This window comes from Arthrobacter sp. NPDC080086, from assembly GCF_040702285.1.
The window spans coordinates 1-13,323 of sequence record NZ_JBFBKP010000016.1; the positions used below are offsets into that span (position 1 = coordinate 1).

General features: G+C 71.1%; 11 protein-coding genes, 1 tRNA gene, 1 pseudogene and 1 riboswitch. Of the genes and pseudogenes, 5 read left to right on the forward strand and 8 right to left on the reverse strand.

The annotated features are described in order from the left end of the window. The 3 genes and pseudogenes from AB0305_RS07960 to AB0305_RS07970 form a co-directional block, all read left to right on the forward strand. A pseudogene (locus tag AB0305_RS07960) lies at positions 1-466 on the forward strand (glycosyl transferase); the annotation flags it as partial. Between the two features lie 204 nt (positions 467-670). Beyond that, on the forward strand, positions 671-2,677 hold the full coding sequence (locus tag AB0305_RS07965; protein ID WP_364136558.1) for a glycosyltransferase family 39 protein: 2,007 nt from the start codon (positions 671-673) through the stop codon (positions 2,675-2,677). Positions 2,678-2,887: 210 nt separating this feature from the next. Continuing rightward, positions 2,888-3,075: riboswitch (cyclic di-AMP (ydaO/yuaA leader) on the forward strand. Continuing rightward, a complete protein-coding gene (locus AB0305_RS07970; RefSeq protein ID WP_364136556.1) occupies positions 3,074-3,820 on the forward strand; it encodes a hypothetical protein in 747 nt (248 codons plus the stop codon). (Overlaps the previous riboswitch by 2 nt.) A 119-nt stretch (positions 3,821-3,939) precedes the next feature. Here the strand turns inward: AB0305_RS07970 and upp are convergent, their stop codons facing one another. Together upp and AB0305_RS07980 are read right to left on the reverse strand one after the other, a co-directional pair. Then, positions 3,940-4,575 (reverse strand): uracil phosphoribosyltransferase, encoded by a 636-nt coding sequence (gene upp, locus AB0305_RS07975; protein ID WP_043478170.1) that lies wholly within the window; start codon positions 4,573-4,575, stop codon positions 3,940-3,942. A gap of 12 nt (positions 4,576-4,587) precedes the next feature. After that, positions 4,588-5,424 carry a phosphatase PAP2 family protein gene (locus AB0305_RS07980; protein WP_364136697.1) on the reverse strand — a complete coding sequence of 279 codons (837 nt, stop codon included), beginning with the start codon at positions 5,422-5,424 and terminating at the stop codon, positions 4,588-4,590. 95 nt (positions 5,425-5,519) lie between these two features. On the opposite strand from AB0305_RS07980, the gene AB0305_RS07985 reads away from it, so the two are divergent. Beyond that, positions 5,520-6,023: a nucleoside deaminase gene (locus AB0305_RS07985; RefSeq protein ID WP_364136554.1), complete on the forward strand. Its 504-nt coding sequence runs from the start codon at positions 5,520-5,522 to the stop codon at positions 6,021-6,023. Positions 6,024-6,059: 36 nt separating this feature from the next. Here AB0305_RS07985 and AB0305_RS07990 read toward each other — a convergent pair whose 3' ends face one another. The 4 genes from AB0305_RS07990 to AB0305_RS08005 all read right to left on the reverse strand — a co-directional run bounded on the left by AB0305_RS07990 (position 6,060) and on the right by AB0305_RS08005 (position 9,946). Continuing rightward, positions 6,060-7,310: a crosslink repair DNA glycosylase YcaQ family protein gene (locus tag AB0305_RS07990; RefSeq protein ID WP_364136552.1), complete on the reverse strand. Its 1,251-nt coding sequence runs from the start codon at positions 7,308-7,310 to the stop codon at positions 6,060-6,062. Positions 7,311-7,389: 79 nt separating this feature from the next. Then, positions 7,390-8,511 carry a glycosyltransferase gene (locus AB0305_RS07995; protein WP_364136550.1) on the reverse strand — a complete coding sequence of 374 codons (1,122 nt, stop codon included), beginning with the start codon at positions 8,509-8,511 and terminating at the stop codon, positions 7,390-7,392. A 7-nt stretch (positions 8,512-8,518) separates the two neighbouring features. Continuing rightward, on the reverse strand, positions 8,519-8,917 hold the full coding sequence (locus tag AB0305_RS08000; RefSeq protein WP_290256553.1) for a 6-carboxytetrahydropterin synthase: 399 nt from the start codon (positions 8,915-8,917) through the stop codon (positions 8,519-8,521). Between the two features lie 3 nt (positions 8,918-8,920). Next, positions 8,921-9,946, reverse strand: a complete 1,026-nt coding sequence (locus tag AB0305_RS08005; RefSeq protein WP_364136548.1) for a dehydrogenase — start codon at positions 9,944-9,946, stop codon at positions 8,921-8,923. Between the two features lie 127 nt (positions 9,947-10,073). Between AB0305_RS08005 and AB0305_RS08010 the strand changes: the two genes are divergently transcribed. Next, a tRNA-Ser gene (locus tag AB0305_RS08010) sits at positions 10,074-10,163 on the forward strand. A 175-nt stretch (positions 10,164-10,338) separates the two neighbouring features. Here the strand turns inward: AB0305_RS08010 and AB0305_RS08015 are convergent. Together AB0305_RS08015 and AB0305_RS08020 are read right to left on the reverse strand one after the other, a co-directional pair. Then, entirely contained in the window at positions 10,339-10,800 is a 462-nt protein-coding gene (locus tag AB0305_RS08015; protein WP_290256657.1) for a hypothetical protein, read from the reverse strand. Beyond that, a complete protein-coding gene (locus AB0305_RS08020; protein ID WP_364136546.1) occupies positions 10,797-13,301 on the reverse strand; it encodes a molybdopterin-dependent oxidoreductase in 2,505 nt (834 codons plus the stop codon). The genes AB0305_RS08015 and AB0305_RS08020 overlap by 4 nt, the downstream gene beginning before the upstream one ends. Positions 13,302-13,323 lie beyond the last annotated feature (22 nt).

A 13,323-nucleotide genomic window follows, 5' to 3' on the forward strand; every position in this document is an offset into this window, starting at 1 on the left:
TGCGGGCGTGGCTCGAAGGCGCGGCACCGGGACGGGAAGCACCGACGGCACCGGCTTCCCCGGCGGCCAGGACACGGCGGCACCGAACGCGGCTGGCCCCACCGCGGGAGGCGCTGGGGGCCCGGGAGGCGCAACCGCCTCAACTGAGCTCGCCGCACTGTTGAAAACCTCGACGGCGAAATGGTCGGGAATCGTCTCCGGCGCCACCTCCGCCGCGGACCTGGAGCTCGCCACCGGCACCAACGTGATTGCCCTCGGCGGCTGGAACGGCGGCGACCCCTATCCCACCCTGGCCCAGTTCCAAGCCATGGTGGACCGCGGCGAGATCGGCTACTTCATCGCCGGCGGCGGCATGGGCGGTATGGGCGGCGGCCGGGGCGGAAACTCCGAGGTCGCGGCCTGGGTTGCCGCCAACTACCAGGCACAGACCGTCGGCTCCACCACCGTCTACAAGCTGGCGGGCTAGGCCATGACCGCTTGCACCGACCTCACAAGCACCGGCTCCGCCGTCACTTCCCCCGCCGGGCCCGGGCCCGGAGCAAGCCCGGCGACTGAGGCTGCCGGCTCCGGGCTGCGCCACCCGCGGTGGCGCGGTCGCCGCCGCCGGAACCTCCGGCCGCAGGCGTCCACTCGGCAGCACCCCTTGCCGCCCCTATCCCGGCGCCAGGTCATGGCACAGCGGGCGGAACTGGCCGCCCTGCTTGCCGGAACCGCGGTGCTCTACCTCTGGAACCTCGGCGCCTCCGGCTGGGCGAACGCCTTCTACTCCGCGGCGGCGCAGGCCGGCTCGCAGGACTGGACGGCCTGGTTCTTTGGCTCCTCGGACGCGGCAAACGCCATCACGGTGGACAAGCCGCCGGCGTCGCTCTGGGTGATGGGCCTGTCCGTGCGGCTTTTCGGGCTGAGCTCCTGGAGCGTCCTGGCGCCCGAGGCTCTGATGGGTGTCGCGACGGTGTGGCTGGTCTACCTGGCCGTCCGCCGGGCCGCCGCACCCGCGACGGCGGACGCCCGGCTGGCCCACCGCGCCGGACTGATCGCCGGGGCCGTGATGGCCCTGACCCCCGTGGCCGTGCTGATGTTCCGCTTCAACAACCCGGATGCCCTGCTGGTCCTGCTGATGACGGCCGCAGCCTACGCGGTGCTGCGCGCCATCCAGGACGCCCGGCTGCGCTGGCTGCTCCTGGCCGGGGTGCTGCTGGGCTTCGGGTTCCTGACCAAGCAGCTGCAGGTGCTGCTGGTGGTCCCGGGCTTCACCGCGGCCTACCTGCTCGCCGCACGCGCCGGCCTGGGCCGGCGGCTGCTGCACCTGCTCGCCACGGGAGCGGCGATGGTGGTGGCGGCCGGCTGGTGGCTGGCCGCCGTCGAGCTCACCCCGGCGGCTGACCGGCCCTACATCGGCGGCTCGCAGGGCAACTCCATCCTGGAACTGACCCTGGGCTACAACGGCCTGGGCCGGCTCAGCGGGGACGAGACGGGGAGCGTCGGCGGCGGCAACGGCTGGGGCACCCCCGGCCTGCTCCGGCTTTTCAACAGCGAGTTCGGCGGGCAGATCGCCTGGCTGCTGCCGTCGGTGCTGCTGCTGGCGGCTGGGCTGCTGTGGCTGGGCCGGCGGGCGCCACGGACCGACGCCGTCCGCGCCTCCGTGGTGGTCTGGGGCGGCTGGGTGCTAGTCACCGGGCTGACGTTCAGCCTGATGGCCGGCATCATCCACCCGTATTACATGGTGGCGCTGGCCCCGGGGGTCGCCGGGTTGGCCGGTCTGGGGTCGGTGCTGCTGTGGCAGCGGCGGGATCAACCCGGTGCCGCCGGGACGCTCGCCGCCGCGGTGGCCGCGGCCGGTTTCATGGCTTTCGAGCTGCTGGGCCGCACGCCCGCGTTCGTTCCGTGGCTGCGCTGGCTGGTGCTGGCCGTGGCGCTGGCAGCGGCCGTCGGGGTGATGGTTCCGGCCGTCCGGGCCCGGGTCGCCGGCGCGTCCGCCGCCGGGACCACTGGCCCGCTGTCCCCTGGCGGCCCGACAGCGGCGCTCTTGGGACGTACGACGGCGGGACTCGCCGTCGTCGCGGCCCTCGCCGGTCCCCTGGCGTACTCGCTGTCCACCGCCGCCACCGCGCACTCCGGCTCGATCGTCAGCGCGGGGCCTGCGGTGGGTGGCCGGGCGGGCCTGCCGGCCATGTTCGGCGGCACGGGCGGAGCCATGGGCAACGCGCAGGGCAATCCCTTCGGCCCGACCAACGGCACCGGGGCCAACAGCAACGGGGCAAACGGCAACGGGGCAAACGGCACCGTCCGCGGCCAGGGCGGGGGCATGGGCGGCGGAATGGGCGGGCTCCTCGGCGCGACCACCCCGTCGTCTGCCTTGGTGGATGCCCTCGAAACGGACGCCGGCCGTTACACCTGGGCGGCCGCCGTCGTCGGGTCCAACAACGCCGCCGGTTACCAGCTCGCCACGCAGCTGCCCGTGATGGCCGTGGGCGGGTTCAACGGCACCGACCCCGCACCCACTCTCGAGCAGTTCCAGCAGTACGTCGCCGAAGGCCGGATCCACTACTTCATCGCCGGCCGCACCATGCAGGGCGAAAGCGGATCCGACGACGCCGCCAGGATCGCCGACTGGGTGACGGCCACCTACCCCGCCCAGAGCGTCGGCGGCACCACGGTGTACCTGCTGGCGAAGTAGCCGCCCCGGACGGTCCGCCGTTTCGACGGTTCCCTGCCGCGTAGACGTCTCCAAGCGTCGGGCATGCAGGGAACCGTCGAAACGGCCCGAAACACAGGACCCGCCCACTGCAAATCGGCAACCAGCCACACCGCGGCGTTACCTAAATGTGACATGAGGGAGAAAGTCCGGTACCGTTTTTATGGTGCGGCCATCGATCTGGCCGCATATCCGGGTCTGACGCCAAACTCTGCCGCTTCCCGGATTCCATGGATTGAGGCAGAGACGGGGAACCCAGAGTTCCCGGGCACCTGCATCCATGCACCCCTTGGGGTTAAGCCGACTCGTTGATCATCCGAGCGGCCGGATTTCTCTTCCGAACCCGACAGCTAACTCCGTAGGCGTTGAGAGGCGAACATGACTGAACACAAGGCACCCGTGCGCCTAAAAGGCGCTAAACGCACCTCCTCGGCCGACGTCGCGCGCCACCGCGCCGACCCGGCCCAGGGCTCGGCCACCCGAGGCCGCGCCAGCTTTGGCTCCAAGGGCAAGCTCACCGCCGTCGCGCTGACCGCGGCCGCCGTGCTGCTGGGCGCCGGCGCCGCAGGCCAGGCCACCGGCACCACCGCCCCGGTCGCGACCGCCACCCAGGCCCCGGCCCTGCAGCTCTCCGACCTGGAACGGCTCGGCAGCTACACCCCGGCCACGGCACCGGCCAGCGTCGAAGCCCAGGCCTCCAAGGTCACCCCCGAGACCCCGGCTCCGTCCACCCCCGCTCCGTCCACGCCGGCCCCCGCACCGGCTGCTCCGGCTCCCGCCGCGGCACCCGCCCCGGCCCCGCAGCCAGTGGCCGTCGACGATCCCGCCGGCGCACAGGCCTACGCCGCCTCGCAGCTGCCGGCCCACGGCTGGGCCCCGAGCGAGATGCAGTGCCTGATGAAGCTCTGGACCCGCGAATCGGACTGGAAGACCACGGCCACCAACCCGTCCAGCGGTGCCTACGGCGTGGTCCAGTCCCTCCCGGCCGAGAAGATGGCCAGCGCCGGCGCGGACTACATGACCAACTACCGCACCCAGATCAACTGGGGCCTGCAGTACGTGCAGGAACGGTACGGCTCCCCCTGCGGCGCCCTGAACTTCCACTACGCGAACAACTGGTACTAAGCCGCCAAGGCTGACGCCACCCCGCGCAGATACAGCAAAGGCACCGGATCTCGTCAGATCCGGTGCCTTTGCTGTATCCCCGGGCGGCCCGTTCAGCGGCCCGAGGGAAAGCGGACGCGCTACCCGGCGATGCCGTAGAGCCGGTCGCCAGCGTCGCCCAGGCCGGGGACGATGTAGGACTTCTCGTTCAGCTTCTCGTCGATGGAGGCCAACACGATCGTGACGTTGGCGTCGGAGAGCTCTTCCTCCAGCTTGGCCAGGCCCTCGGGGGCGGCCAGCAGGCAGATGCAGGTGACGTCGGAGGCGCCGCGCTTGAAGAGGAACTTGATCGCCTCGCGCAGGGTGCCGCCGGTGGCCAGCATGGGGTCCAGGACGAAGATCTGACGGTCGGTCAGGTCCTCGGGGAGCCGCTCGGCGTAGGTGATGATGTCCAGGGTTTCCTCGTCGCGGGCCATGCCCAGGAAGCCGACCTCCGCGGTGGGGACCAGCTTGGTCATGCCCTCGAGCATGCCGAGGCCGGCGCGGAGGATCGGGACCACCAGCGGGGTGGGCTTGGTGAAGGCCGTGCCGATGGTGGTGCTGACCGGGGTCTCGATGGTGACCGGTTCGGTGCGGACGTCGCGGGTTGCCTCGTACGCCAGCAGCGTGACCAGCTCTTCGGTGAGCTGGCGGAAGACGGGTGACGGGGTGTTCTTGTCCCGCAGAACGGTGAGCTTATGGGCCACCAGCGGGTGGTCGACAACGAGAGTGCGCATGGGTCAAAACTATCATCCGGACGCTTCGGACCGCCCCCGCCCGCCGGGTGTCCCGGCCTCGTCCGCCGCCCCGCGACGATGCGCCGTTTCGGCGTCGTGGTGCCCGTCCGGCGCCTTCTCGCGCAGGCGCTGGCCGTTGTCGAAGGTGGGCGCCGGGCCGGTCCGTTCCCGGTGCCTGATCACGTGGAACAGCCGATGCGCCAGGATCACGATGCCCACCCAGCCCAGGCCGAGCGCCCAGCCGAAGATCACGTCGGTCATCCAGTGATGGCCTAGGAACACCCGGCTCATGCCCATCGCGATGATGAAGAGCGCCCCGGCCGTGATCAATCCCACCCGGGCGATGGTGCGCTGGACCTGCAGGCAGGTGAGGTACACCACGAGTGAGATCACCACGGTGGTGTTCAGGGTGTGGCCGCTGGGGAACGACGGCGAGTTTTCGTAGGGCGGGACGGCATCGGCGTGGTCGGGGCGGGTGCGTCCGATGAGCTTCTTGCCCAGGGAGGTAGCGGTGACGGAGACGGCGGCCGCCCCGCCGATGAGGATGAGCGGGCGCCAGGTCCGGGTCCGCCAGATCAACAGCGCGGTGAGGATGCTGGCCAGGATCGGCATGCCGATGCCGCCGCCGATGTTGGTGAACCCGGTGACGAACGCATCCAGGCCGGGGCTGCGGAGCCGTTCCATGGCGGCGAGCATGGGCTTGTCCAGGTTGGCCAGGCCGGCGTCGTCCACCACGTTGTCGTAGACCTCGGCGCTGGTCAGGGCCAGCGCCACCACCGCGATGCCGCCCAGCAGCATGGTGATCCAGAGCGCGGCGTAGGGCACCACCCATTTGCCCCAGCGCCGCATCAACCAGCTCTCAGTCCTGGTGCTCACTGCGTTCTCCCGACGTCCGGTGCACCCACGGTGCACAGCTTGCTTAGGATCGAAACTACCATTGAGCCATGACATCGCCCGAGCCCCGCCATGCCGAGTGGATGGGCCTCGCCCTGAGCGAGGCCCGGCAGGCCCTCGCCACCGCGGACGTGCCGATCGGGGCCGTGGTGATCGGCCCGGACGGGACGGTGCTGGGCGCCGGCCGGAACGAGCGGGAGGCCCTCGGGGACCCGACGGCGCACGCCGAGATGGTCGCCATCCGGGAAGCGGCCGCGCGGCTTCGCGAGCGCCGTGCCGACGAGGGGGCGCGCGACGACGGCTGGCGGCTGGCGGACTGCACCCTGGTGGTGACGCTGGAGCCGTGTGCGATGTGCGCCGGCGCGGTGGTGCTGGCCAGGATTCCCCGCGTGGTGTTCGGCGCCTGGGACGAGAAGGCGGGCGCCGCGGGGTCCGTCTTCGACATTCTCCGCGAGCGCCGGCTAAACCACTGGGTGGAGGTCTACGGCGGCGTGCGGGAGCAGGAGTGCGGGGACTTGCTGCGGGACTTCTTCGCCGAGCACCGCGGCGCCTGATTCCCCGTTCTTCGTCCCGGCGTCCCCTGATCCTGCTTACCGTTCGGCGGTGGCCGTCGTCGACGCTCGCAGCGCGTCGATGCGCTTCCGGCGGGAGGCGGGGGAATCGAGGCTGAAGGCGCGGAAGTCGCCCAGGTCCTCCCGGATCCAGGCCTCCACCTCCGCGATCCGCCGGCTGACCGCGGGCGTCAGGTCGCCGAACACCCAGGCGGCGATCTTCCCGGTCTCCGGGTCGTACTGCCAGAGTCCGATGATCCGGCCACGGTCCAGGATCGGGTGGTCCGGCAGGTCTGCCTGCAGCGCCAGCGAGCTGAGCCCCGCCTTGCGGTGGTCCGCCTCGTCCAGCAGCTCGGCCGCGTTCCGCCGCAGCAGCACCAGCGAATCTGTCCCGGCGAGCAGCTGGATCTGTTCCTCCGCGGGGGCGGTGAAGGCGGCGAGGCGGTCGACGTCGTCGGGCAGCATCCACAGCACGGCACTGTCCTTGCCCGCGTCCCCGGGGAGCGGGACGTCGACGGCACCGGCGGCCGCCAGTGCCGCGCGGGTCTGCGCCACGGTGAAGCCCGTGAACCACTGGGACTGTTTAGCAGTGGCGCCGCCGGTCCAGCCGAGGTAACGGCGCATCAGCAGGGCGCGGACCTCCTCGTCGGTGAGATCGCTGGTGGGCAGGTCCCAGGCCTCGTAGGCGTAGCGCTGCCGGTCCAGGCGGCCGTCGGCAGGCACCCTGCGGATGCGGCCCTCCGCCTGCAGGATGCCCAGCGCCGCGGGCAGCGTGGTGGCGGCGCCCTTCTTCTTCCCCTCCTCCCCCAGGCTCTGGACCGCGTCGCCGAGTTCCTCCTTGAGCTGCCGCGGGTCCAGCGGGGTACCGGCCTCGGCCAGGACGTGCCGGACCTGTTCCTCGAGCAGGGTGATTTCGCCGCGGTCCACGCCGAGCCGAGTCAGCACCGAGACGGCGGCCTCCGCGGCGGGGCGGCCCAGGCGCAGCGCCCAGGCAAAGTCGTCGCTGCCCAGGACGTAGGTGCAGCCGCGCGCCGTCGGCAGTTCCAGGATCCGCTGGGCCTCGACGTCGGCATCCACCTCGCCGCGGCGGAGGCCGGCACGGGCGAACAGGGAGAGGTAGGGGTTGGCGCCGCCGACGGACCTAGCCCAGCCCGCCCGTGCGAGCACCTGCCCGGCGGTGCAGCCGGCCAGCGACCCGTCCAGGCCCTGCCGGTGCCAGGACCAGGCGCGGAGGTTTGCGGCGGTGAGGCTCTGGGGCGGAAGGCTGACCGTGGCTGGCTCGGTGCTCATGCGCCCATTGTCCATCCATGCCGCGGACGGCGATACGGGGCTGCCCCGCGACGACTGCGGCGGCGGCGTGGGACGGCGGTTACCGGCCCAGGATCTCCAACACCGTGCGGGCCGTCGCGTCCCACCCGGGCAGGTGCTGCCGGGCGTCCAGCGCGGTGGCGTGCCACCGTGCCCGGAGCTCCGGCTCCGTGAGCCAGCGGCGCAACAGCTCCGCCAGGGGTGCGGGATCCTCGGCGAGCGCGACGGCGGCGCCCGGCAGCCCGGCGTCGTCCTCTTCGGGTTCTTCGCCCCTAGCCCCGGCCGCGCCGGGTCCTGCAGGCGGAGTTCCGGCCTGCGGAGTTCCGGCCGTGAGGGCCTCCAGCGCCCCGGTCCCGCGCCGGATGATCGCGGGGATGCCGCGGGCGAGGGACTCGGTGACGGCCATGCCGAAGGTTTCCGCGCGCGAGATCAGCAGCGTGAGATCGGTCCGGGCCCATTCGGCGTCCAGGGCGTCCCACCGGAGCTCGCCCGGGATCCGGACGCGGGCACCGAGCCCCAGCCGTTCCGTTTCGGCGCGGAGCAGGGCGGCGTACTCCGGGTCCGCGGTGTCCGCCCCGACGAGGGCGGCGGTCCAGTCCAGGTCGGTCAGGGCTGTGAGCGCCTGGAGGAACAGCAGCTGGCTCTTGTTCGGCAGCAGCGCGGCCACCATCGCCAGGTGCGGCGGGGTGGACCCGGCCGCCGTCCCGGCGCGGTCGGTGCCGGGCAGCGCGACGGCGACGGTGGTATCAGCGCCGGTTGCAGCGCCGTCGAGGCCGTGCCGGGCGCGCAGTTCCGCCGCGGCGGAACTGCTGCTGCAGATCACCCCGGCCGCGGCGGCAACCGCGCGTCCTTCCAGGTCGGCATACCCGTCGAGCGGCATGTGGAGCAGGATCCACACCGGCGTCCCGGCGCGGGCGGCGGCCTCCAGCTGCTCCGGGGCACCGCAGGCCACGAGCCCGTCCACCAGGGTGACTGTCCCGGGGCCGGCCGGTTCCGCCAGCAGGTTCCCCAGCGCCGACCGGTCCGCGGGGCCGCCCACCGGCCAGTCGCCGTCGGCGGTCCGGGTCGTGGCGGGCACCCCGAGCGCGTCGAGGGCGCGGACCAGGGCCGCGTTGTAGGCGTTGCCGCCGGAGTTGTGGCGGACGTTGCCGGGCAGGACCAGGCGGACGGCGGAGGGCTGCACGGGGAGGCTAGTCGGCGTCGAACTCGAGGGAGTAGCTGGCCCACGCGTCCGGGGTCTCGCGCAGGGTGACGTCGATGCCCGCGAGCGCGCGCCCGTCGTCGCCCTCGCGGATCTGCGCGGCGACGGCGTCCGCGATGTACTGCGCCAGCGCCTCGGTGGTGCTCAGCTTGCCGGCGAAATCGGGGTGCTCGTCCAGGTTCTTGTAGTTCAGGCCGGACAGGACGGCGCCCAGCACCTCGCCCGCCTCGCCGATGTCCAGGACGATCGCATCCTGGTTCAGGCTCCGGCGGCGGAAGGTCACCTCGGTGACGAAGGTGGCACCGTGCATGCCCTGCGCGGGGCCGAACGCCGGGCGGGGCAGGCTGTGGGCGATCATGAAGTTGCTGCGGACGGTCAGGCTGAACACGGATTACCTCGTGGTTTCTGTGGTGTGCGGGTATTCGATGACGTGGCAGAGGGCGTCGAGGGTGCCGTCGGAGAGTCGCTGGACGACGTCGGGCAGCTCCTCGAAGCGCGAGGTGCCGGTGAGGAAGGCCTCGAAAACGGGGTCGCGAAGCAGGGACACGGCGAGGTTCAGCCGGTCGGCGGTGGTGCGGCGGTGACGGCGGGCGCGCGCGACGACGCCCACCTGGCTGGCCCGGATGGAGAGGCGCCGGGCGTGGAAGTCCTCGCCGAGGGGCAGGCTGACGCTGCGGTCCGCGTACCAGGACATTTCGATGATCTCGCCCTCGTCGCCCACGAGCTGCAGGGCCCGTTCCAGGCCGGCCTGGGAGGCGGAGCAGTGGATGACGATGTCGCAGTCGCCGGCGGCGTCGTCCGGGTGGCTGAACTCGACGCCCAGGGCGTCCGCGAAGGCGCGCTTGGCCGGGTCGATGTCAATCAGCTGCAGCCGTTCCAGCGGGAAGCCGGCGAGGAGTTTGGCCACCATCCCGCCGACCAGTCCTGCGCCGATCACGGCCACCCGGTCCCCCAGCCGCGGGCCCGCTTCCCAGAGGGCGTTGACGGCGGTTTCCACGGTGCCGGTGAGGACGGCGCGGCGGGCCGGGACGCCGTCGGGAACCTCGGTGAGGGAGGTGACGGGGACGACGTAGCGGTCCTGGTGCGGGTGCAGGCAGAAGACGGTTTTGCCCTGCCAGCCGTCCGGCCCGGCCTCGACGACGCCCACGGAGAGGTAGCCGAACTTCACCGGGCCCGGGAAGCTGCCCTCCTGGTGCGGGGCGGCCATGGCGTCGGCCACACAGTCGGGGACACGGGCGTGGTGCACCACCATCTCGGTGCCCTTGCTGATGCCAGAGTAGAGGGACCGGACCAGGGCCTCGCCGGGGCCTGGCGCCGGCAGGTCCTCGGTGCGGAGTTCACCCTGTTCCGGGCCGACGGTCCAGTAAGCGGTGGCGGTGCCGGTATCCCGGGTGGAGGGCGCATTCGAAATAGTCATTGTGCTGTCGAATCTAGTGCCGTGCGGGCGCCGCCGGAAGCTCCCCGGGCCGGCCCGGGCGCGGCGGCTCTGGTTGACCGGGCCCGTTTTGGGGTTCGGCCCCGCGCTCCGGTACCCTAGTCAGGTTGGTGACGTGTCCGAGCGGCCGAAGGTGCAACACTCGAAATGTTGTTTGGTGTAAAAGCCAACGTGGGTTCAAATCCCACCGTCACCGCCACACAGCGAGGCCCCTGCTTCCCTTTGTTTACGAGGGAAGCAGGGGCCTTTGCTTTGCCCGGGACTGTCCCCCGGCAGCGCATTGGCAACTGATCGCCCAAGCCTGACCGCCGCGACTTTTCCACGTCAACGGTCGAGATAGACGACGCGGGGAAGCTCCGGCAGCTGCCGTCGCCCTATTTGGCGGCCACGAGAGCCTGGGGCGCCGCCTGCTTCATCCTGGTCTGCAGCCAGCGCAGCTGCACCGCGGTTTCTCCCTCACAGTGTGAGACCACCTCCAGCATGTCCCGGTCCCGGAGCGCCGACCCGGCCTGCTGGATCATGGTCCAGGTCACATCGACGAAGCTGGCCAGGAGATAGAGATCCTGAAGGTCCCGGAGCAGGCCCACCGGCCCACTGCGGGTGCCAGAGAGCCCCTCGGCGTGCAACCGCTCCGGCTCCGTGTCGGAGAGGTCCTCACCGTAGCGCTCCACCAGCGGATGCAACAGCCGGCTGTGCTCATCGCACTGGTTGGCCAGGGAGTGGCACAGGAAATGGACGTCCGGTTCGGCGCCGTGGCCGTCGGCGACTTGCCGAAAGGACTCCGCCAGGGTGGCCTCGGCCCGGTGCAGCATGCCCAGGTACAGGGACATGTTCATCGCGTGCCGTCCTTTCCGGCTGGCGCCGGGGCTCCCTTGATCGCCTGGGGGAACCGCGGCGGCGCCGCACCCACGGACTCGCTCGCCTCGCCACCCACGCCGGTGGTCGCGGGAACCGCCGGGCTGCCGCTGGCCGGCCGAGACGCGGTGGTTGTCGGGGCGGGGGCCGGCACCGCGCCGTCGGCGATCTTTTGGACGTTGACCGCCGCGTTCTTGAACACTGGCTGCTTGGACACCGGGTCCCACTCGGTGATGGTGAGTTCGTTGGCCGCGCTCGGGTGCTCGCCGGGCGAGCCGCCGTCGTCCCAGTAGCCGTAGTGGAACGGGGCGAAAACCGTTCCCGGGCGGATGTCGCTGATCCGGGCCGGTACCTCGATTCGGCCCCGGCGGGACGTGACGCGGGTGAGGTCTCCCTCACTGATGCCGTACCGTTGGGCGTCTTCCGGGGAAAGCTCGATCCAGGCGGAGGGTGCGGCGCGGTTCAGGGGCCGGGACCTGCCGGTCTTGGTCCTGGTGTGGAAATGGTAGGCAGTGCGTCCGGTCGTGTAGCGCATAGGGAACCGGCCGTCGGGCTCTTCGTGCGGGGGCAGGTAGTCGGCCGTCTTCAGCACCGCCTTGCCGCCGGGTACCGTGGCACGGAACATCCCTGACCCCACGGTGGCGCCGGTTAAGAGGTCATGGCCGTAACTTTCGCAGTAGTCCGCGTCGGTGGGGAAAACCCCGTCCGCGTAGAGCCGGTCGCGGCCATCGGGGTTTTCCTCGTTGCAGGGCCAAGGGATGCCGCTGCCGCCGCGGAGCCGGCCGTAGCTCATCCCGCTGTAGTCGCAGGGACGGCCCCGCGAACACTCCCGCCAGGCGTTGAAGCCGTCCTCGGGACCGTCCCATGGCAGCAACGGCCCGCCCTGAAGCGTGCGGAAATCCATCCGCCGCGCGTAATCCAGGAAGATGTCGAGGTCGCTGCGGGCGGATCCAGGCGGGTCCACAGCCTTATCCGAGAGGTGGACCGTGCGGTTGACGTTGGTGAAGGTCCCGGTCTTCTCGCCCCAGGCGGCCGCCGGCAGGACGACGTCGGCAGCCTGCGCCGTTTCGGTCAGGTACAGGTCCTGCACCACCACAAAGAGGTCAGGTTTGGCCAGGATCTTCCGGATCCGGGCGAGGTCGGGCATGGAGACGGCGGGGTTGGTGGCGGAGATCCACAGGAACTCGATGGACCCCTGCTCGGCGTAGCGGAAGATCTGCATCGCATGCGTCGGCGGCGCCCAGTGCGGGATGGTCAGCGGGTCGACGTCCCAGAGATCGGCGAGCTCGGCGATGTGGGCCGGGTTTTCCCAGTTGCGGAAACCCGGCAGGTCACCGTCGGCACCGCATTCCCGGTTGTTCTGCGCGGTCGGCTGGCCGTTCATCTGCAGGATTCCGCAGCCGGGCTTCCCCAACAGTCCCCGCAGAAGGTGCAGGTTGTTAACCTGGCAGGACGAGGCTGTCGCCTGCGCCGACTGGTAGAAGCCCTGCAACACGGTGGACAGGACCCGCTCCGAGGCACCGAAAATCCGCGCAGCCTCCCGGATGTCCGCCGCCGGGACGTCGCAGACGGCGGCAGCAGCCTCGGGCGTCCAGGGCGCCACAGTGGCCTTCAGCTCATCGAGGTCCACGGTGTGCGCCTTGACGTAGTCCTCGTCCACCCAGCCGTGGGCCAGCACCTCGTGGACCAGGGCGTTCATCAGCGCGAGGTTGGTACCCGGCCGCACAGCGAGGTGCACGTCGGCGTGGCGGGCCACCTCTGTCTCGCGGGGATCAATGCAGACGACTTTGGGCGGGTTCGGGCCGGCGATGCGGTCCAGCACCCGGGACCACAGGACGGTCTGGGTCTCGGCCATGTTGTGGCCGTAGAGGAATATCGCATCACAGCTGTCGATGTCGGTGTAGGACCCGGGCTGACCGTCCGCCCCGAACGTCTCCTTCAGCGACGCCGCCGCGGTGGCCGTGCAGAGCCGGGTGTTGCCGTCCATATGCGGAGTCCCGATCCCCGCCTTCCCGATGATGGCGAGGGCGTAGTACTCCTCAAGAAAAAGCTGTCCGCTGGTGTAGAAGCCGTGACTCAGCGGACCGCGCTCCCGCAAAAGCTGTTGGCTGCGTTCGACGATGCGGTTCATGGCGGTGTCCCAGTCGCATTCGACCAGGCGCCCGTTCTCACGGATCAGCGGGCTGGTGAGCCGGTCCCGGTGGGAAACGCCCTGCCAGCTGGCGAAGAGGCCCTTGGGGCCAAGCCGGCCGTGATTGACCAGGTCCCCGGCCCGGCCACGGATCCCCACCATGGCACCGTCCTTGACCGCAATGTCGCAGGCGCAGCCGTTGCTGCAGAGCACGCAGGCGGACTGGACCCAGCGATCGACGTCGTCTTCAGCAACGCCCTCCGCGAGCGCCTGATCCACCCGTACCGGCCAGAGACCGTCCCGGGGATAGGGGGTGCGGCTTCCCCAAATGTTGCCAATGCGGTCCACCATGGTCTTCCTTCCGTTAGTCCAC